Origin of the sequence: Delftia acidovorans NBRC 14950 (genome assembly GCF_001598795.1) — a bacterium.
In the GTDB taxonomy this organism is placed as follows: Bacteria; Pseudomonadota; Gammaproteobacteria; order Burkholderiales; family Burkholderiaceae_C; genus Comamonas; species Comamonas acidovorans.
The window spans coordinates 18,326-41,634 of sequence record NZ_BCZP01000038.1; the positions used below are offsets into that span (position 1 = coordinate 18,326).

Below are 23,309 nucleotides of genomic sequence, written 5' to 3' on the forward strand. Positions count from 1 at the left end.
GAGGAACGCCCTCTGGAGCGAACCCTGGCCGGGGGTCAGCCCCGCGCGCCGTCAGCGGCCGGCGTCTCGATGCCCTGGCGCACGCCCAGCAGCGGGCTGTCGGGGCGCAGCGGCGTCAGCGGGTCGGTGTTGTTGGGCACGGCGCCAGGGTCGGGCTGCTGCTGGGGCGTGATCCAGCCCGAGGGCTGCGGAACGATGGGCGCAGCATCCTGGTCGACATAGCCGCCCGAGCGCAGCAGCCCGTCGGCGACTGGCGCCGCGCCGGGGTTCAAGGCGAGGACTTGGGCGGCCTGGGTGCCGCTGTACAAGGTGTCCACGTTCACGCCCACGGTCTGTGCACGCGCCCTGCCCGCCTCTGCATCGGTCTTGCCGGCCTGAGCCTCCAGCAGCTTGGCCTTGGCCTGCAGCGTCGGGTCCTGGCCCTGCTGGGCGCGCTGAGCCTTCTGCTCGTCCGTGTACTGGAAGTTGGTGGGGTCCAGGCGCTGGCCCTTGCACAGCTCGGCCGCCAGCTTCGCCGGGTCCAGCTCGTAGACGGGATTGGCCGACACCTGCAGCAGCGTCATCAGGAACTGCTGCTGGGCGTCGCGCTCCACCAGAGCCGAGCTGGCGCGCACGTCGATCTGGAAGTCGCCCTTGATGCTCTCGTCGTCAGAGTAGGTCATCATCCAGTCGAAGTACCGCTGGATGTGGGGCCGCGTCATGTAGTCGTCGAACCGCTTGGCCAGGCGCCGCAGCACGCTGGTGGCGTTGTTGTTCTGCATCTGCATGCCGCCCAGGGTGTTGGGCGCATCGCCGCGGATGCCCTGCAGCATGGCCGGCATGCCCGTGGTGTCCTCGGCCATCTTCAGGGCGAACTGAATGGTGTTCATCAGCGTGACCTGGGCGCTGGGCACTGTGAAGGCGTTGAATGCTCCGCGCACATCCGAAACGTCCGCATTCGCTTCGGCACGCCAGATCTTCCCCGGCCGCAGACTCCAGACGCCATCTTCCGGTGTCACACCGTTCCCGATCACCACCTGAGGCGCTGCTGACAGGCCGTTGTTGTCCATCATGGCGCGGGCTGCACCATTGAGCATGCGCTGTGCCGTGCGGACCTGCCGGCTGATGCCGACACCCCAGGGCATGCCAGGGCGGCGCTGCCAGGCCAGCACGTCATAGGGGAACTCGCCATCGTCCTGGGGACTGAGCACGACCTTGACCAAGCGGTCGTTGATCATCACCGCCATGGTGGGCACGCGGTCCTCGTCGCCCTCTTCCATCTCCACCCCCAGGCGCGCCAGGTGCTCGCGTGCGCAGTGGCCGTAGAAGATCCACATCTCAAACTCGTTCTCGCCCGGCCGGTAGACGGCTTCCGTGCCCTCGCGGGTGCGGGCCGGGCCTTCGCGCAGCACGGCCAGCAGTTCGGCAGTCTCGTAGCTGGGGTCGGCCAGCATCTCCTTGATCTGGCGCGGGCCGATGTTCTCGCGCTCCCACGTGTAGCTGCCGTTGTGGATGTTCTCCCCGCAGGACGGGTCCGGGAAGAAGTTCCAGGCGTCAATGCGCTTGGAGCCGGGTTTGATCTCATCGAACTTGACGAACTGAGTGGTCTGCGTCACGGGATCCTTGATGGCCATCCGGCTGGTGCGCATCACGGGATAGGGTCCCTTGAAGACACCGGAGCCGATTCGCGCCGAGTCCTCGATCAGCTGCCGCATTTCCCCGTGCCAGTTGCTCTCGACCAGCGAATCCTCGATCGCGCGCTGCATACCCTTGGCGGCTTCGGCTGCATTGCGGATCTGCTCCTGGACGAATTCCTCCACGGTCTTCTGCTTGTAGATCCCGCCCATGGCGTCCATCAGCCGCTGGCGCAATGCTGGGCTGAGCGTCGGCAAAGGCGTGGCCTTGATCTCCCAGGCCCGATCATCCGTGGGCAGCAGCATGTCCGCCACGCGGGCGCTGGCCGCATCCGTGTAGGGGCGCGTGATGTTAAGGAACACCACCGACCGGGCCGGGCCCTGCTGCCTGGTCTGCCCACCGATGACGGCCGCCTTCCTGCTGCGGTACAGCTGGTTGGCGTTCTGGAAATTGCGGTTGGCGTCGTCGATGCCCTGGTAGTGCTCCTCGTCCTCGGTCCACTCCTCCTCGATGCCCGAGCCGGCACGGCCGGCAATGGCCTCGCGGCGCTTGGACAGGAGCGTCAGGACGAACTCGGCGCGCAGGTCGCGCTGGGGCTCGCCGCTGTCGTCGTGCTGCTGGGCCAGCAGGCCCCCATGGTTGGTGGTGGCTTGCATGTCAGTACCCTATCTCGTTGTCCAGTGGCTGCCAGCCGCCGCCCCGAGGAGCGACGGGCCGCTGCTGCTGTGAGCGCAGCATGTGCTCGGCCGATTGAGCGATGTAGCGGAAGTTGTCGGCGCCGTGGCTGTACTGGTCGTGCAGCGGTCCCATGGCCTCGCCGGTCTTGGTGCTGACGTGGCGCTGATACCGCTTCAGGCATTCCAGCAGGCGCGCCGTCTTGGCGGCGTCGAAGTAGCAGCGCGGGAACAGCATGCGGGCGGCCTTGATGCCCTCTTCCACATCCAGCGGGGCCAAGCACAAGACCTGCCGGCGCCCCAGCTCGCGCAGCAGCATCTCTGCGTTCTTGCCGGTCTGCGGGTTCTTGGTCTTGCCGTCGTGCGGCAGGTAGTCGATGCCCCAGCGATACGGGCGCTTCTCCAGTTGGGTCACATACCAGTCATAGGTGTGGTGGCTGTCTTCCAGGTAGTCGATGACGCGCACGTCCTGCGGGCCGACCTGGACCATGGTGATGGTCATGGCGTCGTTCCAGCCCAGGTCCCAGACCGTGTGCACGGGCAGGCGCGGGTCGTAGGGGACGCGGCAGGCCCGGCCGTCGGCATAAAGGTGCTCCACCTCGTGGCGGTAGATGGCGCCGGCGGCCACCTTGCGGGCCTTACCCTCCCAGATGTGCTCGTAGTCGTCCTTGAGCATGGAGCGCTTAGCCTTCTGGCGCTCGTCCTCCAGCACGACTGGAAACCAGGGGTTGTCGCGCCAGTTGATCTGGCAGACCCACGTGTCCGGGCTGGGCGTGGCGATGAACCGCTGGTAGGTCTCGTCCGTCTCCATGTCCGGGTTCAGGGTCAGCCAGATCTCGGAGCCTTCCTTGCGGATGGTCGGGATCAGCACGTCCCAGGACTTCTTGCTGACGCCGTGGGCCTCTTCCACCCAGACGATGTCCACGCCCTCGAAGGACTTGATGGTGTCCACCGTGTGGGACTGCAGGCCCGAGAACAGGAACAGCGAGCCGTTGATGCCCCGGATCTCGGAGTCCAGCACCTCGAAGAAGGCTTCCAGGCCCAGGCGCGAGATGGTGTCCTTCAGCAGGCGATGCACCGAGTCCTTCATGGACCGCTGGATCTCGCGGGCGCACAGCACGCGCAGCGGCCGGTCGGCGGCCATGGCCAGGAGGACAGCAGCGACAGCCCAGGACTTGCCGCCGCCACGGCCACCGTGCATGACCTTGTAGCGCCTGGGCGAGAACAGGGGCTGCAGCTTCTCGGCCAGCTGCAGCTTGGTGAATGGGAGCTCGGCAGGCGCGTTCATGCGTCGTCGTCCTCCCGCGCAGCAGGCCGCACGAACTCGACAGCGATGCGGGCTACGCCGCCCTCCCCTGGCCCTGTGCCCACGGGATCGACCTTGTCCATGCCGAAGGCGGTTCGCTCCATGTCCACAACGATGCGCAGGCTCTCGGCCAGCACCTTCAGGGTCTTGGAGCGCTCAGGCAGGCTGATGACGGCCTCCAGCAGCTCGCCGTAGCGGTCGCGCCCGGGCTTTTCGCCAGGCGTCACCACGGCCGCAGCCAGCTCCTGCAGCTTGGCCAGCGTGGCCGGGTCGGTCTGCTGCTCCAACTCGTCCATGAGCCTGTTGGTGAGCTCGCGAACACGGCGCGCGTCCTTGCGATGGCCCAGCCGAACGTCAGCCACAGCCTGGGCATTGCCGTCGATGACAGCCCGTTCCCGGACTTTGGTATCCGCGGATACCTGGCTGGATACCGCCGCCCTGGATACCAGCGCATCAGCCTTGGCCTGGATCTTCTGGGACAGGTCGCGCTCCCAGCCATCCCGCTTGGCGCGCTTGTTGATGGCGCCGTGGGTGATGCCGTTCTCGTCGGCGATCTGGCGAAGTGTCTTGATGCCGGCCCGGTAGTCCAGCTCTATGCGCTCCCAGTCAGGGGAGCGGGGGCCGGGGGCTGCGCCCCCTGCGCTGGGGGCTTGGTCGGGATGCGGTGAAGATGCCATGCCCGGAGTTTCCCGGGCGCGTGTCTTTTAGGCGAACCCTAGCCGGGGGACTTTGGAGTCGGTATTTTCTCTGTCAGCTTAGTAACGACTTCTATCAATCCAAAACTCGCGCTATCACAGCCGTGTTGTGTATCGGCAGGGGTAAATAACTTCTGCGCCAACTGCCCCTTAATAGTATTCTTAGACTCTTCAGGCATTGCAGCAAGATAGGGCGTTATTGCATTTAGATCCATTGCCTTGCGTAGATAGGAGTGCTCTTGGGAACGATGAAGCGCAGATTGCTTGGCCGTGTATGCTGCAATAAATGTAAAAAAAGCTGCCACGGCCAAACGAACCAAGACATGTTGAGTCGTCCGAAGATCAAATTCCAATATCACAAACAACAAAACCGAGAAAAATCCAATACCACACATAGTAATTAAAGAAACTCGTCGATAAAAATCCGCAGCCTTCTTTTCTATGGTTGCATTTTTCATATACTCCATCGTCAATCCACTGGAAGCCATCTCAGAGATCAAAGCATTTAAATGCTCCGACGATGCAAGGACACCTGCTCTGTATTGTTCTATTTTCTCTAATGCTTCATCATTTTTATTTGATGCATTTTTCTCTAGCCTTTTCATTAAAGCGTCGAGACTTTTATCTGCATTATTGCTATATTCTTCGTATTTAGCTCTCCAGCCAGCGGCTTTCGACTCCAGCTCATCGATACGACTTAAAAGATTTCTTATTTTACCATCTGCAACAATCGGAAAATTAATTGCCCCCAAGAATGACTCACAAAATTCTCTGAGTTGCTTCGCAGATTCAAATAGGCCACTTTTTTCAATATCAGCATTCAATTTATTACTTTTGGAAAACAGCCTTTCAATTCCAGAACAAAAATTCATTGTATTGTGGACTAATTCTTTCTCCAAAATCCCCCTTGCATCAGAACTATTCCGCTCATGATCTTTCGATAGAGATTTTTTTAGATTCAGACCATAATTAACATTCTCATGAAAATCACCAGGCAACCCCCTCAATTTGTCGAGTATTATATCAATTTGACGATGTAAAAATTCCTTTTCAGTATCACTTAGAAATTTATCGTTTGACATTTATCAACCTCTCTTTTTTACGAAAGCATAGCTCCAATACCTCATTGTAAAGAATGAAGCCAAACTGCGCAGCCAAATGATCGCAATGGATGCGACAGCTAGTCCCCTGTTAATTGATCGTACCTGTAGGGACTGTTGAATTTCGTGTCGACTGGATCATTGCACCAGCCAGCAGGTCCATCTGCGGGCTGGGCTCCACCCGGCGCCCCTCCAGCGCCTTGAGCTTGCCTTCCAGCTCCTTGATGCGCGCGGCCATCTCGCGGCGGGTGGCGGCCTGCTGGAGCTGCAGTTCCTGTGCCAGCAGGCCGACGTCGTGCTGCAGCTGAAGGTTGCTGTGCTGCATGGCGTTGCCCTGGGTGCGGAGGGCGATGATGCGCAACTCGCGGGGCCAGATCCGCAACTGCTGGTCGCCAACCTCGATCAGCGTCATGCCGTCATCGAGGTCTGCGAAGTAGACCGGACGCGGCGCCCCGGGACCCTTGACCAGCTCGTACACACCATCGGTGGTCCGCCGCAGGATGCCCTCGACATCGATCATCCGGGAGACGTGGTCGTCGATGATGTGATAGCTCTTGCCGGTCAGGTCCATGAGCCGCTGTCGTGTGATGTTCTGGCCGAGATGCGCCATCTCCAGGATGTGATCCCAGATGATTTCGCGTGTGGTGCGTTCGTCGTGCTGTGGCGTGGTGGTGGTCATGGCGTTCTCCCGGTAAACTGTTGCTTGCTCAGGACATCAGTCCGGGATCGCCCGCCTCGCGCGGGCTTTCCTTTATCCGGGCCGGATCTGCCGGAACTTCAGCATCTCCTTCATCGACCAGTGCGCGGCCTCCACGGCGATGCCGTTGCGGTCGATCTCCAGCAACTGGTCGAACACCTGGGTAGCTTGCAGCGCGATTTCCAGCTCTGGCTGCGTCAGCTGCACCTTCCCCCAGCGTGCCCAGCGGGCGCACACCGGTTCGTACAGTTCCAGCTGCGCATTGACGGTCTGGGCGGCCTCCTCGGTCAGCGGCTCGCCGTCCTGCTGGAGCAGCCACATCATTCGGCTGTAGGTCGTGCCGGTCTCGATCCAGTCGAGTAGGTGCGCATAGGTGGCGCCTCCCTGGGCGATAGTCTGCAGCAGGTCGTGGTGCACGAGTTTGGCTTCGACCTTCGTGGACTCGGCCAGCTTGGGTCGCCAGAACTTCGGCAGTGGGGCCGGCGCGCGGTGTTGGTGATGGCGCTTCATGGCCGGTCGTCCCACGGTTTGAACACCACGCCGGCCTCGGTGCCGAAGGCATAGAGCCATTCGACGAAGCCCTTGGCCAGCTTGTTCGAGAACTTCTTCGTGGGCACGCCCAGCATCACGACCTCACCGCGCAGGCCACGGCCCATCCGCATCTCGCCCAGGCGTACCCACTCGTCGCGAAACTGCACATCGTCCAGCGTGTCCACGCGGAAGGCGCTGATCAGGATGCGCTTGGCGTCCTCCACGTTGGCGAGGTCGCCACCCAGCTGCTGGCTGATTTGGCGGATCTGGCTGTGGAAGTGGCGGCTGTGGCGCTCCTCCCTGCACTCGGGCCGGATCTCCAGCACCAGGCGCTTTCCCTCGCGCAGCCAGCCTTTGATCTGCCGCCAGGCGCTGAGGATGGCGATATGCCCCTGCTCGGGCGTCTTGAGCAGGACGGTGAGGTGTTCGCTCATGCCAGCGCTCCCAGCAGGTCACCCTGCTCCGGCACGGGCGCGGTGGCCACGGCCAGCGATGTGATGGTCACGACCAGCTTGCCGCCCTCCACGGGCTCGCCACGCTGGGCGTTGATGCTGCGCACCCAGCGGTCGTCCTCGATGGCCACGCCCTTGAGCGCGTCCAGCAGCACCTTCTGGGCGTTGTCCAGGTCGATGCACTGCACGGTGTCGTCCCATGCCATGGGGTCGCGCTTCGCGCGGCGCGCCCAGTCCTGGGGCCGGTGCGGGTGCAGGGTGTAGGCGATGGCCACGCGGCCGGCGATGGGGCTGCGCACGCCCGCGGCCCTGGCCAGCCAGCCCACCTTTTCCTTGAATTCCTTCGCCTCGGTCGAAACGTAGGTCATGGCCATGCTGGCCGAGCCCTTGCGGATCACGCGGGTCTGCCAGTAGCGGTTCGCGCTGATGGGGTACGGGAGAGTGAGGGTGATCATGGATGGGGCTTTCACTCGAAGTCGGCCGAACGGCCAGGGGTGGTGCTCGGCTTCTCGCCGTTCCAGTTCTCGAAGCGGACCAGGTGGCCCGTGTACTTGAGGTTCAGATCGCCCGTTGCGCCGCCGCGCTGCTTGGCCACACGCAGGCAGGCGTAGTACCGCCAGGCGTCGCCCAGGCTGGGCTTCAGGTGGATGGGGCGGTGCGGAAAAATGATGATGTCGGCGTCCTGCTCGACGTCGCCACACTCGCGCAGGTCGGACATCATTGGCATCTGGTCCACGCGCTTTTCGACCTCGCGGTTCAGCTGGACCAGCAGCAGCACGGTGATGCCCAGCTCCTTGGCCAGCTTCTTCAGGTTGCGAGAGATCTCCCCGAGTTGCGCCGTCCGGTTGTCCTTCGGGTTCGTGGGCTCCATCAGGCCCAGGTAGTCCACGATCAGCAGCCGCAGGCCGTGCCTGCGCTTCAGGGCGCGGGCCTTGGTGCGCAGCGTGTTGATGTTCAAGCCGGTGCGATCGTTGACGTAGAACGGCAGCTTTCGAATACGCTCGGCCGCAGCGGTCACAGCATGGAAGTCGTTGTCCAGCATGCGCCCCTTGGGCCTGCGGATCAGGCTCAGGGAGACCTCGGACTCCATTGCGACCTGGCGCTCGTACAGCGATGCCCGCGACATTTCCAGCGAGAACATGGCCACGGTCTGCCCCAGCTTGGCTGCGTGCATGCCGATGGTGGCCGCCAGCGCAGTCTTGCCCATCGATGGCCGCGCGCCGATCACGACGTAGTCGCCAGGCCGTGTCCCGCCATCGAGGATGTGGTCCAGATCGCGGAGGCCCGTTGGGAGGAACGGCTCCTCGATGCCGACACAGCGCTCGTCCAGCTCGCTCAGGAACTCGACCATGCCGGCGTCGGAGCTGACCCACTCGTCTCCTGGGCCGTCCTGCACCAGGCCTGCCAGCTGCGCCGACACCTGCTCGATCCGGTCACCGATGGGCACAGCATGGTCGCGCGCCAGCTCGCGGGCCTTGTCCACCACGCCCAGCAGTTGGCGGCTCAGCGCACGCTCCCGGACGATTTCGGCGTAGCGTCGGGCCGAGGAGCCCGAGACGGAGCCGGCCTCCGTCAGGTCGTGCAGGTACTTCAGCTCCACCGCGCAGCGCAGCTGCTCGTGCACGGTCAGCGGGTCCACAGCCTTGGCGGCCACGGCCAGCGCGGAGATGGCGCCGTAGATCGCGCCGTGGGTCTCGTCGGCGAAGTCCGCAGGCTGCAGGATGTCGCCCACCACGTCGTACAGGGCGCTGCTCAGCAGCAGGGAGCCCAGGACAGCGTGCTCAGCCTCGTAGCTGGCCAGCGGCACCGCGACGGCGCCGTCGAAATCTTCGTCCAGGGGGGGCATGGAGCGGGCGTTCATGCTGTGGTCCTCGTTTTTTCGATGACGTGCTTCATGCCCTTTTCGCTGAGCAGGAAGTCGAGATCGCACTGCCAGCTGGCGTGCTCTCCGCTGCGGTAGCCGCGGCCCATAAGGAAGTCGTTGTCGCGGGCACGGCCGAAGTACTCGCGGAACCAGGTCACAGCCTGCTCAGCGGTCTCCGCGCGGGGCGTGTTGTCGGATTTCTTGCTTGTCAGGACGAACTTCCAGAGCTTGCCCACGGCCTTGCGGCGGCCATCGTTGAGCAGGCGAACCTTCGGCAGTTCGGGCAGGACTTCGTGGTAGAGGTCAACCAGGTCCTGAACCGGGCAGTTCGGCAGTCCAGGCTTGCCAGGTGCGGTTTCGCCGGGCTGGTCGTCGGCGCTGCCGACAGAGCCGTTAGGCTCTTTCTTTTCCTGTTCCTGTTCCTGTTCCTGTTCCTGTTCCTGTTCCTGATTAGGCATAGCCTTCGGGGAAGCCTTTCCGAAAGTCTCATCGAAAGCCTTCCCGAAAGCCTCTCCGAGCGCATGAACACTGGCTCTCAGGTGCTCCAGGGCCTCGCGCTTCAGGTCGCATTCGGGGATCAGGTCGAATTCAGCAGCCCAGCTCTTGACCACGTTGGGGGACTCGGGCCGGTTGTGCTTGATGGCGTTCGGAACCCACATGACGCGGGCTTTGAAGTCGGCTTTCACCATCCCTTGTTGGAAGACTTCCCGGAAGGCTTTGTCAAAGGCTTCCAGATCCCAATCCAGTTCCTCGGCCATAGCAGCACGGCCAGCGCGGAACAAACCGGGAATGGGGCCTGTGTGGGGGCCGGTGATCAGAAAGAGCCACAGGCCCTGCCCGCAGGGCGGCATCGCTGACAGGCGGCGGAATTTCTCGTCGCCCCAGGTGCGCACCTCGACCTTGCGGTAGCGACTTGGCGCGCGGGCGGCTTTGGGGATATCGGTATCGATCACTGCGCGCGCCCTTCATAGGCGGCAGCGAAGGCCTGGCCAGCGGGTGTCGTGGCTGGCCAAGGGCATGCCTGTTCCAGGGGCTGGCCAGCAGCGCGCGCGGCAGCCGCCAGGGCCTTGATGCGGTCGAGGCTGACGACTTCAGACATTGCCGCCCTCCTCGCCCCGGGGAGCCGATGCCGCGCTGAATGGATTGCTGGGCACGCGGGCCATCGTGATACTGGACCTATGCCATTGCTCAACAGCCCAGCAGTTCAGGATCTGACGAATCACCGCGCCGCGGCTGGCGTCGGGGTCCACGCTCTCGTTCAGGTTGCGAACGTAGGCCTCGATCACGTCCAGCGTGAACGTGCGCACCGAAGCCCGCACCTCGACATAGTCGCTCTCGACGTCCCGGCCCGGGCGCAGGCGGACCTGCACGACTTCGAAGGGGTTCTCGGGCACCAGGCCCACCTTCATCTTCGATTCGTTCCAGCAGCGGTTGGCCCAGTCGTCCAGGACCTCGGTGATGATCTGGTTGCGGCTGGTGCGCGGGTCGGCATAGCGCAGGCGGCTGTGCAGTTCGGCCTCCAGCATGTTGGCCGTGAAGCTGTGCAGGTTCACGCGCATGTGCGTGAAGTCCAGCTCTGGATTACGGCTGCGCGCGTACTGCGGCATGGGGTAGTTCTGGTTCATGTCTTTGTCCTGGCTGTGGTGGTCGTGGAGGACGAGGCCCTGGACGACGAATGGGACGTCAGCCGCAGGGAGCTGGATGCGTTGCTGTATGGGCTGGCGCAGCGGCGGGCCGGCAGCGAAGGGGTGCCCGCCACCTCTCGGGGCAGAATGGAAGTTCTTACACAACCATTCCCGAGAGGGGCGGACATGAACATTCCAGAGTTACTGGTTGCCGCGAAAGGCGCATACGAGCTTGTGGCCGTGGGCATCGCAGCACGCGACGATGCGAAGGTCAGCGAAGCAATGTCGGAGCTTCGGCAGAAGCTGTGGGATGCCTCAGCCATGGGCTTTTCCCAGATGGAGAAGCTGCACGGCCTCGAATTCGAGGCGCAGGCACTCCGAATGAAGTTGGCCAATGCGGAAAGAGGTCTTGAAGACCTGAAACGCCAGATCGCTGATGACGCCAAGTACGACTTGGCCGAAATACCAATTGGCAAATGGGTGCAGGTTCGTATAGAGGACGCGGAGAAGCCGGTGGAGCGCCGCCCCAACTTTTGTAGCTCGTGCCACAGCGCGGGCCGCAAAACGCCACTTCAGTACAAGGAGGCGACGGTAAGTGAGCCGAGCCGCCTCTACTGCCCTGTGGAGAGCAAGCACTCGATTTACTTTGGAGAACGGCTTCCGCAGGCCTCGACTCAGCCACTTCTCTACTGAAGCGCAGGCCGTTAGCATCTGGCGCCACGCGTCATGCATGGCCCGCCTCCTGAGTGCCTGGCTGGGGGGCGGGTACTGGCAGGGGCTCTCGCCCGTAGACCTGATCAAGGCTCACCACAAGCCCGCGACCAAGGGAGAAATCAATCAGCCGAAGCGCGACATGCACGGGCATGGACTGCTGCCCGGATTCGTAGTTGGCGATGTTTCCTTGGCTGCATTCGATGCCAACGCCAAGCTCTTTTTGGGTCACCCCCAGGAGCGACCGGATGGGTTTGAGTGTCTGCATGACGCTCATTATCAGCGCCGCTGGTTTGACAGTCAACCAGCGGCGCTGATCGATCAAAACCAGCGCGCCTGATACTTGAGCCATGAGTAGCAAGAAAGCCATAGTCACGGACGAGCACCGCGAAGAGGCGCGGGCCCTGCGTGAAATCTGGAACAGGGTCAAGCCCAGAAACCAGAAGGAGTTCGGCGCAGAGTTCGGGATCGGCGGGCAGACCGCCGTCAGCAACTTCCTGAGCGGCACATCGGCCCTCAGCCTGAAAGCGGCGGCGGGCTTCGCTGCTGGCTTGGGCTGCCGCATCGAGGACTTCAGCCCCCGTCTGGCAGCCCCCGCAGCACAGATCGCCGAGCTGACGCCTCCCCCACCGCCATCAAGCGACGAATACACGTCAGTTCGATATGCAAACGTGCGCTTCGCAAATGGTTCGGGCAAGGTGGCCTACGTCGCTGCCGACAAGCCCGCCCTGGTGTTCCGCACCGACTTCCTGAAGAGAGCGGGTGTCTCCCAGGCAAATGCCGTCGTGGTGGATGCCAAGGGACACAGCAACGAGCCGAAGATTCCCGACGGCTCTATCGTCTTGGTGGACCGAGGAGACAAAGAGCGTCTGAACGGAGACTTCTACGCGTTCCGTGCTGACGGCGAATTGCTAATCAAGCGCCTACAGAACGTTCCCGGGGCAGGCGTCCTTGCGATTGCTGAAAACCCGAGCTTCAAACCCAAGCAGGTCATGTACCAAGAAGGCGATGATTTCGAGGTAATTGGGCGGGCTGTCTGGGCCGGCATCATGCTCTGAACCTACCGCCCCACTCGTTCCACTCCAGCTCAAAAGACCCGCACCTCGCGGGTTTTTTTTCGTCCATTCGCAAGAACTACCAGCGCACAGGAAATAAAAATCAGCGGCGCTGGTTGACACACATACCAGCGCCGCTGATAATAAATCCCAGCAGCCCACACAGCGCATCAGCGCCAGGGCTGTTGGGCACCACGGCATCGACCGGCGCGCTCTGGCTCTTGCAGCAAGCACGGCTGGGTAAAGACAGGGCACCGCGGGCATGGCGCGGATGGATTCCTAAACCTGCCGGTGCGAAGGCTAGTAGCGCTCTGCCCCTGGATGGGATCAGGCATCGCGAACGAGATATGGCGCCGCATGTATGCCGGACTTGAGCCGGCAGCAGGCGAGCTACCGCTGCACTGCGAACCGCCTCCTGGGTCAAGAAAACGGGAGTGAGGCATGAACTGGGATGCCAAGAAAAGAAAAGCCCAGATCAACGCCCTCCCCGAGCGCATCGGGGCGAAACAAAAGAGGCTTCTCGATGCGGGAGGCCTTTTCTGTTTCCGCCACCACCACAGGAGAGACCACCGTGACCGTTTCAGCTCCCACAGGCCTGCGCCAAGCACAGGCCGCCCAATCCGCCCTCGCTACAGCAGGCATTGGAGCGCTCTATGAGGGCACCCAGGCAGCCGCCATTCCAGTCAGTCAGGTCGAAGCCGCGCTCAGCCGGATCGATGCAGGCATGGAGGACTTGCAGAACACTATCAGGCGCATTTCCGGCCGGTTGGAGCCTGTGCTGTCGGCGGCCGGCGTCTCTGCCGAGGGCAGTGCGCACGAAGCCGAGCCTGCATCCCCCACTCCTCTGGTGCGCCGACTCAATGACCTGGCCACCGAGTTGCGCGAGGACTGCGCGGCCCTGCAGGACCTGGAGCGGCGCCTGGCGCTGTGATAGGGATGGCCAGGACCACCACCGCGCCCACCGGGCAGATTGCCCCGCTCGGCCTGCGCATGCTGCCGAAGATGCGGGAGCGAATTGAACAGGCGGCGCGGGAAAGCGGCCGCAGCCTCAACGCCGAGATCGTCCACCGCCTGGCCCAGACCCTGGGCGAGGACTTCGCCGCAGAGCAGCCGGAGGCGCAGCCGGTGCTGGCCGAGATGGCCGGCTACCTGCGAGAGCTGCGCGACATGGCGCGGGCGCAGGCTGAGCAATCCCGACAGAGCGCATTGACAGCGCTCGATTGATACACCCCTCGGCCACGCGCCGAGGCCCATCACGCAGGCGCCCTGCCCCCAGGACGCCGCCGCGATGGAGCTGGAGCCATTTGGCAAATCAACCTAGGAGTGGGTTCTGACCCGGCTCCATCGACCTTCACCACCCTTTTCCAGCCGGGCCCTGGGGGACTATCTCCTCCCTCCCCTTCCAACTCCCCAGGCGTGCCAGCAATGGCGCCGGCTTTTTCCATTGGCCCGCAGCTTCACCGCTCCGGGCCTTTTTCGTTTCTGGCCTGCGGGCCGCAAGGAGGTCGCATGGACGACAAGGAATTGCAGATGCTGGCGGCCAAGGCGGCTGGCGTCGAGTTGCACGGCGAATTCTGCGAGGCGCTGGGATTCCCAGCGCGCCAGGAGCAACGCGGCTGGTGGTACCCGCTGGCCGACGATGGCGATTCGCTGCGGCTCGCCGTGAAGCTGCAGATGTTCATCTACAACGACCACATCATGTCGGGCCAGGTGTTCGTGCGTGTGGGTGAGGAAACATTCGATTCAGTGTTCACTGGCTCCGATGACGGCAAGCCGGTGGAGACCGAAGGGGTGATTCCCAGCGACTACGCCAACACACGGCGCGCCATCGTGCAAGCCGCCGCAGAGATCGGAAGGGCCATGCCATGAACGCCCGCCCCCAATGCCTCGATGCCCTGGCTGTGGACGCCCACGTGCAGCGCCAGGGCGACGACGAGGCTGCCAGCGACTACTGGTCTGTCCAGGCTGATCGCGAGATCCGCGCCGGCCTGCGTCTCAAGAAGCCCGCCGACTGGTTTGAGACCCGCATATCCGGCCCGCACGGCGGCTGGTCGCCCGACGAGCTGCTGCTGCACGCCCTGGACTGCGACAACGAGCCCGTGCGCGCCGTGTTCTCGCGGCTGATGGTCGGCCAAGCCAGCGCCGCCGAGCTGCACACCGCTCTGGTGGACTTCGCGCTCGAGCACTGCAGCGAGGGCGTGGCCGCCGCGCTGGAACAGGAGGCCCGCAATGCAGGTTGACCCCGCCCGCGCCGCGGCGAACCCGGCCATTGCCGAGTACCTGATCGGCGAGCAGCAGGCCGAAATATCCCGGCTGCTTGCTCTGGTGGCCAGCCTCACCCCCGCCGCGCCGCTGGCCCCCGAAGCCCTGCGCGCCGCGCTCGCCCAACAACCCCAGGCGCTGGAGTTCAGCGCTGACGCTATCTGAGGACGCCATGGCCCACAGCCTGAAGGCATTCAAGGACCGGATCAGCCGGTTCTCCCTATGGCTTGCTGAGCGCGGCGCGCAGGTGCAGGCCACCACGAACGAGTGGGAGCTGATCCGCTTCAAGTCGAACAGCAAGACCAGCATCGTCTATAGGACTGCCGCTGGCGCCCTGACGTTTACTGGAGAAGCTGAAGCGGCCTGGAAAAGCCACCTGTCCGCAGGCAGCTGGCGCGGATGCGATTCCACGAAGCGCAGCAAGAAGACGACCACCGAGGTCCGCTCTCTGCTGGCACGCGATGGCGATTGCTGTTTCCTCTGCGGCCAGCCGCTGGGCGACGACATCACCGTGGAGCATCTGGTCGCTGTCGCGCACGGTGGGCCCAACCACCTGTCGAACAAGGCGCTAATGCACCGCGCATGCAATGTGCGAGTGAATCACCTGTCTGTAGCGGAGAAGGTTCGCATGCGCGATGCGGAGAGAAGCAAAGCACAACCCCAGGCGCTCCAGCACTGCGCCGATGCAATCTGAGGAGAGGTGATGACTGAAGAACAGATGAAAGAAATCATTTCGCACGAGACGGGTTTCGAGTGGCTGCCTGGGGAGTTGATGCCCATGAGCGGTGACGAACTGCTCCGCATTGCCATCGCGATCGCCGCGCTGGCTGCAAAGGAGTGCCCATGAAAGAACGACCGATCCTGTTTTCGGCAAGTATGGTTCGCGCCCTGCTGGCTGGCACGAAGACCCAGACGCGCCGGATCTGCAAGCCAGCGATGGCCCACAACTTGAGCCACGTTGTCGAAGTGCCAGACCCACAGGAGCGCGGCCAGGTCTACAACGGAACCACCTTCGGCGACGAAGAAGGCGCAATTCAGTTCACGTCGCCCTATGGAGGGATGCGCGACAGGCTCTGGGTGCGGGAGACCTTCTATGCCTGGGGCCGCTGGGAGACTCGCTTCAGCGCGAGGAAAGCCCGCGACGAGTGGCACTTCGTGGACATGACGCTGGAGTGCGGCAAGGCCTACCAATATGCCGGTGACCGTCCTCAGCCTCTCGCGGGCAAACGCGACGGCGGCACCCTGCCCAAATGGTTTAAACGACCAGCGATCCACATGCCCCGGGCTGCCAGCCGAATCTCGCTGGAGATCACCGGCGTGCGCGTGGAGCGCCTGCAGGACATCAGCGAAGCAGATGCTGACGCCGAGGGCTGTGAAAGGCTGGAAACGGAGCGCTACGAACGGGACTGGAAGCTGTGCCCGAAGTGTGGCGGCACCCGGTTGCACAACGCGCTGGGCGGAAATGGCGGCGTGATTCTCGATGTGGACTGTTGGGAGTGCGACACCTACGCGAAGCGCTACCGCCACCTGTGGACCGCCATCAACGGCCCCGACTCCTGGGTCCAGAACCCCTGGGTCTGGGTAGTCGAGTTCAAGCGTGTTCAGCAGGCCTCCTCCGGGAGGCCTTCTCAATTGGAGGACGCCCCATGCAGCGCGTGACCCCGGCAGAGCCCTTCAACCCCGATCCCGACGCCCGCTACCTGCGCGAGTGCTCGACCCCTGGCCCGGTTTACGAGCCGGATGCCGATGGCGTGCCAGGCGGCTGGCTGCTCATGGTGCTGGCCGCACTGCTCCTGCTGGCCCTCACAGGCTGCAGCCAAGCCGAAGCGCAGCAGCCCCAGCCCACGGCGCAGGAACAGCGCCTGGCGCGCGCAGCAGCACGGGCCTGTGAGGGCCTCACCCCTGTTTTTGATAACGGCAGCTTGGTCTGCCACAAGGAGATTCCATGAGCAAAAAACTCAAAGACGGCGGCCCCGTCCATCCGGTGCGCCTCCCGATTCCTGGCGCACTCCACGCCTGCGGTGATCCCATCCCGACAGAACTGCACACGGGTATCAGCCTGCGCGACCACTTCGCCGGCTTGGCCATGCAGGCCGATGCAACCAGCCAAGACGCCTCCGAGGAGTTCTCGTTTGACGAGCGCGCTGAATGGGCTTACCAGCAGGCCGACGCCATGCTGCGCGCTCGCGAGAAGGAGCCCAGCTCATGAAGCGCGAGCACCCCAACACCGACGAACTGCTGCGCATGGCCGAGATCAACGGCGGCCTCGCGCTCGCGCTCCAGCGCCTGCTGGAGGTCGCCCAGAGCAGCACAGGAATCGTCGGCTACCTCGGCAACCCAGAGCCCATGTCATGGGGGCATTTCTGGGAGGTCGATGTGGCCGAGAAGGCACTCAAGAAATTCATGGGAGAAAAAGCATGAGCAAGTACTACGCCGACGACGACATCCAGCTGCTGGCCAATGGGGCAGTGAACCACCTCCTGCGCAACGTCTACATGTCCATCACCTTGCGCAACGGCCAGCAGCCCAAGGGCTTCCCTGTGCCCATCAAGCGCGTGCACGGTGAAGGCCACCTCACCCAGGAATACCGCCCCCTGGCCGTGCTGGAGTTCGTGCAGGACGTGGTCGCCAAAGAGGACGCGCAGCGTGTGGCGGCAGCCAAGAAGGCCGATGCGGAGGCCGAGGAGCAGGCCACGCCATGAACGCCCTGCTCCACCTCTTCCTCTGGCTCGGCCTGAGCGCCATCTGCGCAGGCCTGGCCGGCATCGCGGCGGGGCTGGCATGACCATGCTGGCCGACGCCCCCCAGTTCATCGTTCACTACAGCGCCCAGGGCACGGACGAATGGAAGCGCGACCGGGCCGGCGTCATCACGGCCAGCATGTTCTCCACGGCGCGCGAGCGCGTTGGGGGCCTGACGGAGCAGCAGGCCGCCCTGGTGGCAGGTATGCGCGCCGGCATGGCCCTGGATGCTGCGGCGGCCCAGGCCGGCTACAAGACCCGCCCCAAGCTCACCGAGACCGTGCAGCGCGCCATCGCGGGTCTGCCCATCGGCGACTTCAGCGAGGCCGCCAAGAGCTACGCCCTGCGCCTGGCCATCGAGCGCGGAAGCCGCGAACCGCTGGACGAAGGCTTCGAGACCTACGCCATGCGGCGCGGGCACGAGCTGGAGCCCATGGCGCGCGCCGCGCACGAGGTGCATGCCGGCGTCGAGGTGCTGCCCTGCGGCTTCATCACGACGCCCGACCGCTTCTTCGGGGCCAGCGCCGACGGCCTGATCGAGCCGGACGGCGGCGCCGAATACAAGTGCCTCATCGACCCGCTGCGCCTGCGCGCCAGCCTGCTGGACAACGACATCAGCGAGTTCATGGACCAGGTGCAGGGCGGGATGTGGATCACCGGCCGCCGCTGGTGGGACTTCTGCATCTACTGCCCGGCCCTGGCCCCCGTGGGCCGCGACTTCACCCGCTGGCGCGTGCCACGCGACGACGACTACATCGAAACCATGGAAGCCGAGCTGCTGCAGTTCAAGCAGCTGGTGGACCAGTACGAAACCGCCCTGCGCGGCAACACCCAGGAGCATGCATGACCACCAACATCCCCCCGGCGCCCGCTGCCAACAACCCAGTCCCGGCCGCGCCGAAAGACGCAATCGCCTATCACCTGAAGAAGCGCGGCGCCGAGATCGCCAAGATGCTGCCCAAGCACCTCAACGCCGAGCGGCTGCTCAAGGTTGCCCAGATAGCCGCCACCACCACACCCGACCTGGCGCGGTGCGATGTGGCCAGTCTGGTGGGCGCCATCGGCCAGTGCGCGCAGATGGGCCTGGAGCCAAACACTGTTCTGGGACACGCCTACCTCGTGCCCTTCAATACGAAGCGCAAGGACAAGGTCACGGGCGTCGAGCGCTGGGTCAAGAGCGTGCAGGTGATCATCGGCTACAAGGGCCTGATCGACCTTGCCCGGCGCAGCGGCCAGATCATGAGCATCGCCGCGCATGAGGTCTGCGAGCAGGACACCTTCGACCTGGTCTATGGCCTGGACGAGAAGCTGGAGCACCGGCCGGCCATGGGCGAGCGCGGCGAGGTCATCGGCTTCTACGCTGTAGCCAAGCTCAAGGACGGCGGCCACTGCTTCGAGTTCATGAGCCGGTTGCAGGTCGAGCAGATCATGCGCGGCACCCAGAGCAAGGGCAACTATGGCCCCTGGAAGGACAACTTCACGGAGATGGGCCGCAAGACCGTCATCCGCCGCCTGGCCAAGTACCTGCCGCTGTCCATCGAGTTCCAGACCGCCGCCGCGCTGGATGGCATGGCCGAGGCCGGCAAGGACCAGAACCTGGACACCAGCACGATCATCGACGGCGAGTTCACGATGATGCCGGACGACATGCCGCACAGCGACGACCAGCAGCAGGACGGCGTGATCGAAGCAGGCGCCGACCCCGCGCCCGCCCAGGCCCCAGCCCAGCCGGCCGCCATCGGCTACAGCGCGCCCGAGCTGCTGCAGCAGATGCTGAAGGCCAAGACTCCCGAGCGCCTGGACGAGGTGGCCAGCTTCATCGGCGACCTGCCCGACCAGGAAGACCGGAAGAACCTCAACGCCAAGTACGAGGCCCTGCGCGCGGAAATGCCCGGGGCATGACCGCCGCCACCATCCCGGCCGCCGAGTTCGCCGCTCGGCTGGCTGGCCTGATCACGGGCCTGCCCATCGGCGCGGACAACTTCACGCATGAGCAGGTCGCCCGCGCATTCCTGCGCGTCTCTCTGAAGGCCGAAAAGCTCGGCCGCGAGTACGCCGCCCAGGCCCTGGGCCAGCCCATCCATGTTTCCACCACCACCACCGAGGACCACCATGGCCTTTGAAATCGAAGAGTTCACCAACGCGAAGCTCACGAACGTGAACGTGCGCAGCGAGAAAAACGGGCCGAACCAGCTGAATCCAGCTACCGACCTGTTCTTCAAGATCGATGCGCCCAACAGCATCCTGAGCCAGTTCGACGAGCACCTGCTGTCCGCCATCTACCACCGCAGTGCTGCTGCAGTTGGCGACGGGGCGCAGCAGGCGCTGGAAGGGATCGAGCAGGTCTCGGATCTGCCGAACCTGCGTTTCCCCAGCATGCGGCCCATCGAATGGAGTTGGGATCTGGAAGGCTACACGCTCACCATCGGCCATGGCCTGGGCGGCGCGAGCGACATTCCGCTGGCCGACTGCAAGGTGGACCGGTTCAAGCTCACGCCGCGCGAGGGCGGCACCGTCGAGGTGAAGTTCCGCGTCCGCTGTTCCAACCACCTGACGGAAAAGGCCATGGGCAAGCTGGCCCTGCTGGTGCAAAACGAGGTGCCCATCATGCTGACCGCACCCGAGTTGGCCGGCGAGCAGCAGCCTCTGGACAACCCGTTCCCGGTCCAGGGTCGCGACGAGCCGCCTACCGATCCGTTCCACCCGGTCAACCAGCAGACGCCCGAAGACGCCTTCGCGGCGGCCGTGACCGGCGAACCGGCCTGAACCATCCACTGAACCACCCACGGCGCCCGCGCGGCGCCACGAAAGGAAATCCATGACCACCTATCAAGACCTGCTGCAGCAGAAGGCCACCCTCGACGCCCAGATCGCCCAGGCACAGGCCGAAGCCAAGGCGAAGGCTGTGGCCGAAGCACGCGCGCTGATCCAGGAACACGGCCTGACCGCTGCCGATGTCTTCCCCCAGGGCAAGGCCAAGGGCAGCGTGGGCGCCCCGAAGTATCGCGACCCAGCCTCCGGTGCGACGTGGACCGGCAGGGGCAAGCCGCCGAACTGGATCGTGGGCAAGGACCGCGAGCAGTTTCTGATCGAAACAGCCAAAAGTTAGGCGAGGAGCTGCCGATACAACAAGCAAGGAGGTGCGCGCCAAGTCTAGGCGGTGCCTCAAGCCCCTGGGTGCGCGCCAGGGGCTTTTTCTTTTCATGCAGCCTTTAAACTGCATCTCGCTTGGAGGCATGGTTCCAAGGAATCGCCTTAATTCTGCTTTGTGTAAAAGCTATTTCCGCTGTGGAGGCAAGGGCTGGGGCCCAGGAATTCCGCGATAAAACGACAGGCACCGACAACGCTTTCGGTGCCGCCCAGGGGCTTTCCTGTCGAGTCCCATCCGGTCCAGGTAAATCGTCCGGCCAGGATGCCATACTCGTCAACCCGGAGGTTCTCTATTTTGTAGGAGCTAATACCCGGGCGAGAAGATGGGGCATCGCAGGTAAGGCTACCCGCCGAATTTAGAGACTGCCCTGACATCTCAAAGTTGCCTTCATAAAAGCATAGGCGACCGTTTTCAAACACCTCATTCATCCGGAAAATTCCATTTTTTGCATAGATGAAGATCGATCGTGGCTTCACCTTGTAGACCATCTCCCGGGTAGTCAAGTAGCTGAATCCATGTTCAGTGAGGCGGCTCAGATGGTCTTCGAAGCGAAATCTCTTCATGACTTGAGTGGCTTCGCCAGGGAGTGTGATGGACGCTGATGCCTCGGTGTCGAAGACGATGCGAACAGGGCCCACGACTTGGACAACTTCGCCGTTCTGCGCCGGCCCTCCCAGCACACGACCGCCCTGGTATTCGGTCAACTCCCCCTCGAAGATCTTTTCGTCCTTCAACTGGCCTGCCGCTTGCAGGAAGAGTGCCGACCCGTCCGTCCTATAGCCGTAGTAGGTGACGATGACATTCAACCCGCTTTGCCTGTCAATCTGAATTCCGCGCCCTGGCTTGCCGTTCAGCTCTCCATCAATCGCCCACATACCCGAATCAGGCAGCGCCGCCATTGCAGGAGCAGCCAGACAAGACGCGAAGGCAGAAAATACCAAACTACGAACAAAGCGATTCATCACAACTCCATTGATATTTGAGCTACACAAAGTCGCCTGACTATAGCTGGCAACCCACGCAATCCGATATCTGATTTCAAACACCTCAACGAATCGGATCTAAGCAACCTATCCGCCTGCCAACTCCGACAGAGCGAGTTAGGTCCTCCCCCGAAGCCCTCCCGGTCATGCCGCGAGGGCATTTTTTTGGTCCAAATTAGAGGAGCCGCATGCTCACCAATCAATTTCTCCTGCCCCTCGCGGCAAAGCTGGTGATCGACCTGTTTGCCGGCGGCGGCGGCGCATCGACAGGCATCGAGCAGGCCATCGGCCGACCCGTTGATGTCGCCATCAACCACGATGCTGACGCCATCGGCATGCACGAGGTCAACCATCCGCAGACCAGGCACTACCGTTCCGACATCCGAGAAGTGGACCCCCTCGCTGTGACACGCGGCGAGCTTGTGGGCCTGCTTCACGCATCGCCCGACTGCACGCACCACAGTCAGGCCCTGGGCGGCCAGCCCCGCAACGGGGAAGTCCGGTCGCTCGCATGGATCGTCATCCGCTGGGCCGGCAAGACCCAGCCCGATGTCATCACGCTGGAGAACGTCGAACAGATGATGCAGTGGTCCCCGCTGATTGCGAAGCGCGACCCCGCCACGGGCCGCGTCATCACGCTGGACCGCATCACGGACCCTGCCACGGGCAAAGCCACCTTCCGCGTAGCCGAACCCGGCGAGGTGGTGCCGCGCGGCAATCAGTTCCTGGTGCCAGACCCCAAGCACAAGGGCCGCAACTGGCGCCACTTCATCCAGGCGCTGCGCGACCTGGGCTACAAGGTGGAATGGCGGGTGATCTGCAACGCCACCCTGGGCTCTCGCAGCACCCGCACACGGCTGTACCTGATCGCCCGCCGCGACGGCCTGCCCATCGTGTGGCCAGCGCAGACGCACTGGAAGCATCCGAAGGCGGGCCAGAAGCCATTCCGCCAGGCAGCCGAGTGCATCGACTGGAGCATCCCCGGGCAAAGCATCTTCGGGCGCAAGAAGGAACTGGCGCCGGCCACCATGCGGCGGATCGCGCATGGCCTGGACAAGTTCGTGCTGAACAGCCCCCAGCCGTTCATCGTGAACATGGCCCATGGCGGGAAAATCGAAAAGCTCGACCGACCCATGAGCACCATCGCCACGGAGAAAGGCGGGTGCCGTGCCCTGGTGTCACCGACCCTCATCCAGATGGGCTACGGCGAGGCCAAGGGCCAAGCACCGCGCGTGCTGGATCTGTCCCAGCCCCTGGGCACGGCCGTGGCCGGCGGCATTAAACACGCCGTCAGCTCGGCATACCTGGTGCAGGCCGGGCACGGCGAGGGCAAGGACGGCGGCAAGCGCTGGAGCCATGGGGCCAACGACATCCGGGGGCCGCTGGGCACCGTGACGGCCAGCGGCGGCGGGCAGAGTCTGGCATCCGCGTTCATGGTCCAGGCCAATGGCGGATTCAACAGCACGCCAGCACGCGACCTGCGCGACCCTGTAACGACCGTGACCACCAGCGGCAGCCAGCAGCAGCTGATCGCCGCCCACCTCACGGCGCTCGGCCAGAACGCGATAGGCAGCGATCTGCGAGACCCTGCACAGACAGTCCTCGCTGGTGCGACACGCTTTGGCCTGGTCCAGTACCACCTGTCGCCTGAGCAGGAAGCCGGCGCCCTGCGCTGCGCAGCCTTCCTGATGCGCTACCACGCCAGCGGCGGCCAGTGGGCGGACCTGCGCGACCCGATGACCACCATCACCACGCGCGACCGCCTAGCGCTCGTGACGGTCTGGCTCAAGGGCGAGCCCTGGGTGATCGTGGACATCACGCTGCGCATGCTGGTGCCGCGCGAGCTCT

General features: G+C 63.7%; 34 protein-coding genes. 21 read left to right on the top strand and 13 right to left on the bottom strand.

The genetic code is table 11. From position 1 onward, the window contains the following. Positions 1-35: 35 nt before the first annotated feature. From DA1_RS27290 to DA1_RS27335, 12 genes are all read right to left on the bottom strand, one after another. Positions 36-2,270: a portal protein gene (locus DA1_RS27290; RefSeq protein WP_034394498.1), complete on the bottom strand. Its 2,235-nt coding sequence runs from the start codon at positions 2,268-2,270 to the stop codon at positions 36-38. Between the two features lies 1 nt (position 2,271). Further along, positions 2,272-3,576, bottom strand: a complete 1,305-nt coding sequence (locus DA1_RS27295) for a PBSX family phage terminase large subunit (RefSeq protein ID WP_034394501.1) — start codon at positions 3,574-3,576, stop codon at positions 2,272-2,274. Next, positions 3,573-4,271: a hypothetical protein gene (locus tag DA1_RS27300; protein ID WP_034394504.1), complete on the bottom strand. Its 699-nt coding sequence runs from the start codon at positions 4,269-4,271 to the stop codon at positions 3,573-3,575. The genes DA1_RS27295 and DA1_RS27300 overlap by 4 nt, the downstream gene beginning before the upstream one ends. A 38-nt stretch (positions 4,272-4,309) precedes the next feature. Beyond that, entirely contained in the window at positions 4,310-5,371 is a 1,062-nt protein-coding gene (locus DA1_RS30745) for a hypothetical protein (protein ID WP_155294284.1), read from the bottom strand. Positions 5,372-5,480: 109 nt separating this feature from the next. Continuing rightward, positions 5,481-6,068 (bottom strand): hypothetical protein, encoded by a 588-nt coding sequence (locus DA1_RS27305; RefSeq protein ID WP_034394507.1) that lies wholly within the window; start codon positions 6,066-6,068, stop codon positions 5,481-5,483. Positions 6,069-6,140: 72 nt separating this feature from the next. Further along, positions 6,141-6,596 carry a hypothetical protein gene (locus tag DA1_RS27310; RefSeq protein ID WP_034394510.1) on the bottom strand — a complete coding sequence of 152 codons (456 nt, stop codon included), beginning with the start codon at positions 6,594-6,596 and terminating at the stop codon, positions 6,141-6,143. Next, on the bottom strand, positions 6,593-7,051 hold the full coding sequence (locus DA1_RS27315) for a recombination protein NinB (protein ID WP_034394513.1): 459 nt from the start codon (positions 7,049-7,051) through the stop codon (positions 6,593-6,595). The genes DA1_RS27310 and DA1_RS27315 overlap by 4 nt, the downstream gene beginning before the upstream one ends. Then, entirely contained in the window at positions 7,048-7,524 is a 477-nt protein-coding gene (locus DA1_RS27320) for a RusA family crossover junction endodeoxyribonuclease (protein WP_034394516.1), read from the bottom strand. Before DA1_RS27320 ends, DA1_RS27315 begins: the two co-directional genes overlap by 4 nt. An 11-nt stretch (positions 7,525-7,535) precedes the next feature. After that, on the bottom strand, positions 7,536-8,930 hold the full coding sequence (locus DA1_RS27325) for a replicative DNA helicase (RefSeq protein ID WP_034394521.1): 1,395 nt from the start codon (positions 8,928-8,930) through the stop codon (positions 7,536-7,538). Continuing rightward, entirely contained in the window at positions 8,927-9,886 is a 960-nt protein-coding gene (locus DA1_RS27330) for a hypothetical protein (protein WP_051940865.1), read from the bottom strand. The genes DA1_RS27325 and DA1_RS27330 overlap by 4 nt, the downstream gene beginning before the upstream one ends. Next, positions 9,883-10,032 carry a hypothetical protein gene (locus DA1_RS31095; RefSeq protein WP_016449961.1) on the bottom strand — a complete coding sequence of 50 codons (150 nt, stop codon included), beginning with the start codon at positions 10,030-10,032 and terminating at the stop codon, positions 9,883-9,885. The genes DA1_RS27330 and DA1_RS31095 overlap by 4 nt, the downstream gene beginning before the upstream one ends. Continuing rightward, a complete protein-coding gene (locus DA1_RS27335; protein WP_034394524.1) occupies positions 10,025-10,558 on the bottom strand; it encodes a hypothetical protein in 534 nt (177 codons plus the stop codon). Before DA1_RS27335 ends, DA1_RS31095 begins: the two co-directional genes overlap by 8 nt. A 24-nt stretch (positions 10,559-10,582) precedes the next feature. On the opposite strand from DA1_RS27335, the gene DA1_RS27340 reads away from it, so the two are divergent. The 20 genes from DA1_RS27340 (at position 10,583) to DA1_RS27430 (ending at position 20,436) form a co-directional block, all read left to right on the top strand. After that, on the top strand, positions 10,583-11,251 hold the full coding sequence (locus tag DA1_RS27340) for a hypothetical protein (protein ID WP_155294285.1): 669 nt from the start codon (positions 10,583-10,585) through the stop codon (positions 11,249-11,251). 37 nt (positions 11,252-11,288) lie between these two features. After that, on the top strand, positions 11,289-11,609 hold the full coding sequence (locus DA1_RS30750; RefSeq protein ID WP_155294286.1) for a hypothetical protein: 321 nt from the start codon (positions 11,289-11,291) through the stop codon (positions 11,607-11,609). A gap of 10 nt (positions 11,610-11,619) precedes the next feature. Continuing rightward, positions 11,620-12,327, top strand: coding sequence for a S24 family peptidase (locus DA1_RS27350; RefSeq protein WP_051940867.1), 708 nt, complete (start codon positions 11,620-11,622; stop codon positions 12,325-12,327). Positions 12,328-12,895: 568 nt separating this feature from the next. Beyond that, a complete protein-coding gene (locus DA1_RS27355) occupies positions 12,896-13,255 on the top strand; it encodes a hypothetical protein (protein WP_230590874.1) in 360 nt (119 codons plus the stop codon). A gap of 5 nt (positions 13,256-13,260) precedes the next feature. Beyond that, positions 13,261-13,548, top strand: a complete 288-nt coding sequence (locus DA1_RS27360; RefSeq protein WP_034394533.1) for an Arc family DNA-binding protein — start codon at positions 13,261-13,263, stop codon at positions 13,546-13,548. A gap of 285 nt (positions 13,549-13,833) precedes the next feature. Next, on the top strand, positions 13,834-14,193 hold the full coding sequence (locus tag DA1_RS27365) for a hypothetical protein (RefSeq protein WP_051940870.1): 360 nt from the start codon (positions 13,834-13,836) through the stop codon (positions 14,191-14,193). After that, complete coding sequence (locus DA1_RS27370) at positions 14,190-14,564, top strand: hypothetical protein (RefSeq protein ID WP_034394536.1); 375 nt, start codon at positions 14,190-14,192, stop codon at positions 14,562-14,564. The genes DA1_RS27365 and DA1_RS27370 overlap by 4 nt, the downstream gene beginning before the upstream one ends. Then, the gene (locus DA1_RS27375; protein ID WP_034394539.1) at positions 14,554-14,751 is read left to right on the top strand and encodes a hypothetical protein; all 198 of its coding nucleotides are present in this window, start codon (positions 14,554-14,556) and stop codon (positions 14,749-14,751) included. The genes DA1_RS27370 and DA1_RS27375 overlap by 11 nt, the downstream gene beginning before the upstream one ends. 7 nt (positions 14,752-14,758) lie before the next feature. Continuing rightward, positions 14,759-15,280 carry an HNH endonuclease gene (locus tag DA1_RS27380; RefSeq protein ID WP_051940872.1) on the top strand — a complete coding sequence of 174 codons (522 nt, stop codon included), beginning with the start codon at positions 14,759-14,761 and terminating at the stop codon, positions 15,278-15,280. A 9-nt stretch (positions 15,281-15,289) separates the two neighbouring features. Beyond that, positions 15,290-15,433, top strand: coding sequence for a hypothetical protein (locus tag DA1_RS30755; protein ID WP_155294287.1), 144 nt, complete (start codon positions 15,290-15,292; stop codon positions 15,431-15,433). Next, positions 15,430-16,245: a hypothetical protein gene (locus DA1_RS27385; RefSeq protein ID WP_051940875.1), complete on the top strand. Its 816-nt coding sequence runs from the start codon at positions 15,430-15,432 to the stop codon at positions 16,243-16,245. Before DA1_RS30755 ends, DA1_RS27385 begins: the two co-directional genes overlap by 4 nt. Further along, on the top strand, positions 16,233-16,535 hold the full coding sequence (locus DA1_RS27390; protein WP_034394542.1) for a hypothetical protein: 303 nt from the start codon (positions 16,233-16,235) through the stop codon (positions 16,533-16,535). Before DA1_RS27385 ends, DA1_RS27390 begins: the two co-directional genes overlap by 13 nt. Further along, positions 16,532-16,795 (top strand): hypothetical protein, encoded by a 264-nt coding sequence (locus DA1_RS27395; RefSeq protein WP_034394546.1) that lies wholly within the window; start codon positions 16,532-16,534, stop codon positions 16,793-16,795. The genes DA1_RS27390 and DA1_RS27395 overlap by 4 nt, the downstream gene beginning before the upstream one ends. Next, entirely contained in the window at positions 16,792-17,007 is a 216-nt protein-coding gene (locus DA1_RS27400) for a hypothetical protein (protein WP_034394549.1), read from the top strand. The genes DA1_RS27395 and DA1_RS27400 overlap by 4 nt, the downstream gene beginning before the upstream one ends. Beyond that, a complete protein-coding gene (locus DA1_RS27405; protein WP_034394552.1) occupies positions 17,004-17,288 on the top strand; it encodes a hypothetical protein in 285 nt (94 codons plus the stop codon). Before DA1_RS27400 ends, DA1_RS27405 begins: the two co-directional genes overlap by 4 nt. 79 nt (positions 17,289-17,367) lie before the next feature. After that, the gene (locus tag DA1_RS27410; RefSeq protein WP_034394555.1) at positions 17,368-18,174 is read left to right on the top strand and encodes a lambda exonuclease family protein; all 807 of its coding nucleotides are present in this window, start codon (positions 17,368-17,370) and stop codon (positions 18,172-18,174) included. Next, positions 18,171-19,229 carry a recombinase RecT gene (locus DA1_RS27415; RefSeq protein ID WP_034394558.1) on the top strand — a complete coding sequence of 353 codons (1,059 nt, stop codon included), beginning with the start codon at positions 18,171-18,173 and terminating at the stop codon, positions 19,227-19,229. The genes DA1_RS27410 and DA1_RS27415 overlap by 4 nt, the downstream gene beginning before the upstream one ends. Continuing rightward, a complete protein-coding gene (locus DA1_RS27420) occupies positions 19,226-19,450 on the top strand; it encodes a hypothetical protein (protein ID WP_034394561.1) in 225 nt (74 codons plus the stop codon). The genes DA1_RS27415 and DA1_RS27420 overlap by 4 nt, the downstream gene beginning before the upstream one ends. Continuing rightward, positions 19,440-20,093 carry a hypothetical protein gene (locus tag DA1_RS27425; protein ID WP_034394564.1) on the top strand — a complete coding sequence of 218 codons (654 nt, stop codon included), beginning with the start codon at positions 19,440-19,442 and terminating at the stop codon, positions 20,091-20,093. Before DA1_RS27420 ends, DA1_RS27425 begins: the two co-directional genes overlap by 11 nt. Positions 20,094-20,145: 52 nt before the next feature. Next, complete coding sequence (locus DA1_RS27430; RefSeq protein ID WP_034394566.1) at positions 20,146-20,436, top strand: H-NS histone family protein; 291 nt, start codon at positions 20,146-20,148, stop codon at positions 20,434-20,436. A 146-nt stretch (positions 20,437-20,582) separates the two neighbouring features. Here the strand turns inward: DA1_RS27430 and DA1_RS27435 are convergent, their stop codons facing one another. After that, on the bottom strand, positions 20,583-21,440 hold the full coding sequence (locus tag DA1_RS27435; protein ID WP_034394568.1) for a hypothetical protein: 858 nt from the start codon (positions 21,438-21,440) through the stop codon (positions 20,583-20,585). Positions 21,441-21,649: 209 nt separating this feature from the next. Here DA1_RS27435 and DA1_RS27440 point away from each other — a divergent pair. Continuing rightward, the coding region (locus DA1_RS27440) for a DNA cytosine methyltransferase (protein ID WP_062794185.1) at positions 21,650-23,309 on the top strand (1,660 nt) is incomplete at its 3' end.

Excerpts from the sequence above, each read along its gene's own strand:
- DA1_RS27315 (WP_034394513.1), bottom strand. The coding sequence starts at position 7,051 with ATGAGCGAACACCTCACCGTCCTGCTCAAGACGCCCGAGCAGGGGCAT.
- DA1_RS27360 (WP_034394533.1), top strand. The coding sequence starts at position 13,261 with ATGGCCAGGACCACCACCGCGCCCACCGGGCAGATTGCCCCGCTCGGC.
- DA1_RS27290 (WP_034394498.1), bottom strand. The coding sequence starts at position 2,270 with ATGCAAGCCACCACCAACCATGGGGGCCTGCTGGCCCAGCAGCACGAC.
- DA1_RS27430 (WP_034394566.1), top strand. The coding sequence starts at position 20,146 with ATGACCACCTATCAAGACCTGCTGCAGCAGAAGGCCACCCTCGACGCC.
- DA1_RS27335 (WP_034394524.1), bottom strand. The coding sequence starts at position 10,558 with ATGAACCAGAACTACCCCATGCCGCAGTACGCGCGCAGCCGTAATCCA.
- DA1_RS27295 (WP_034394501.1), bottom strand. The coding sequence starts at position 3,576 with ATGAACGCGCCTGCCGAGCTCCCATTCACCAAGCTGCAGCTGGCCGAG.
- DA1_RS27305 (WP_034394507.1), bottom strand. The coding sequence starts at position 6,068 with ATGACCACCACCACGCCACAGCACGACGAACGCACCACACGCGAAATC.
- DA1_RS30755 (WP_155294287.1), top strand. The coding sequence starts at position 15,290 with ATGACTGAAGAACAGATGAAAGAAATCATTTCGCACGAGACGGGTTTC.
- DA1_RS27325 (WP_034394521.1), bottom strand. The coding sequence starts at position 8,930 with ATGAACGCCCGCTCCATGCCCCCCCTGGACGAAGATTTCGACGGCGCC.
- DA1_RS27350 (WP_051940867.1), top strand. The coding sequence starts at position 11,620 with ATGAGTAGCAAGAAAGCCATAGTCACGGACGAGCACCGCGAAGAGGCG.
- DA1_RS27310 (WP_034394510.1), bottom strand. The coding sequence starts at position 6,596 with ATGAAGCGCCATCACCAACACCGCGCGCCGGCCCCACTGCCGAAGTTC.
- DA1_RS30750 (WP_155294286.1), top strand. The coding sequence starts at position 11,289 with ATGGCCCGCCTCCTGAGTGCCTGGCTGGGGGGCGGGTACTGGCAGGGG.
- DA1_RS27420 (WP_034394561.1), top strand. The coding sequence starts at position 19,226 with ATGACCGCCGCCACCATCCCGGCCGCCGAGTTCGCCGCTCGGCTGGCT.
- DA1_RS27400 (WP_034394549.1), top strand. The coding sequence starts at position 16,792 with ATGAAGCGCGAGCACCCCAACACCGACGAACTGCTGCGCATGGCCGAG.
- DA1_RS27370 (WP_034394536.1), top strand. The coding sequence starts at position 14,190 with ATGAACGCCCGCCCCCAATGCCTCGATGCCCTGGCTGTGGACGCCCAC.
- DA1_RS27395 (WP_034394546.1), top strand. The coding sequence starts at position 16,532 with ATGAGCAAAAAACTCAAAGACGGCGGCCCCGTCCATCCGGTGCGCCTC.
- DA1_RS27385 (WP_051940875.1), top strand. The coding sequence starts at position 15,430 with ATGAAAGAACGACCGATCCTGTTTTCGGCAAGTATGGTTCGCGCCCTG.
- DA1_RS30745 (WP_155294284.1), bottom strand. The coding sequence starts at position 5,371 with ATGTCAAACGATAAATTTCTAAGTGATACTGAAAAGGAATTTTTACAT.
- DA1_RS27320 (WP_034394516.1), bottom strand. The coding sequence starts at position 7,524 with ATGATCACCCTCACTCTCCCGTACCCCATCAGCGCGAACCGCTACTGG.
- DA1_RS27375 (WP_034394539.1), top strand. The coding sequence starts at position 14,554 with ATGCAGGTTGACCCCGCCCGCGCCGCGGCGAACCCGGCCATTGCCGAG.
- DA1_RS27390 (WP_034394542.1), top strand. The coding sequence starts at position 16,233 with ATGCAGCGCGTGACCCCGGCAGAGCCCTTCAACCCCGATCCCGACGCC.
- DA1_RS27410 (WP_034394555.1), top strand. The coding sequence starts at position 17,368 with ATGACCATGCTGGCCGACGCCCCCCAGTTCATCGTTCACTACAGCGCC.
- DA1_RS27405 (WP_034394552.1), top strand. The coding sequence starts at position 17,004 with ATGAGCAAGTACTACGCCGACGACGACATCCAGCTGCTGGCCAATGGG.
- DA1_RS27300 (WP_034394504.1), bottom strand. The coding sequence starts at position 4,271 with ATGGCATCTTCACCGCATCCCGACCAAGCCCCCAGCGCAGGGGGCGCA.
- DA1_RS27425 (WP_034394564.1), top strand. The coding sequence starts at position 19,440 with ATGGCCTTTGAAATCGAAGAGTTCACCAACGCGAAGCTCACGAACGTG.
- DA1_RS31095 (WP_016449961.1), bottom strand. The coding sequence starts at position 10,032 with ATGTCTGAAGTCGTCAGCCTCGACCGCATCAAGGCCCTGGCGGCTGCC.
- DA1_RS27415 (WP_034394558.1), top strand. The coding sequence starts at position 18,171 with ATGACCACCAACATCCCCCCGGCGCCCGCTGCCAACAACCCAGTCCCG.
- DA1_RS27435 (WP_034394568.1), bottom strand. The coding sequence starts at position 21,440 with ATGAATCGCTTTGTTCGTAGTTTGGTATTTTCTGCCTTCGCGTCTTGT.
- DA1_RS27365 (WP_051940870.1), top strand. The coding sequence starts at position 13,834 with ATGGACGACAAGGAATTGCAGATGCTGGCGGCCAAGGCGGCTGGCGTC.
- DA1_RS27380 (WP_051940872.1), top strand. The coding sequence starts at position 14,759 with ATGGCCCACAGCCTGAAGGCATTCAAGGACCGGATCAGCCGGTTCTCC.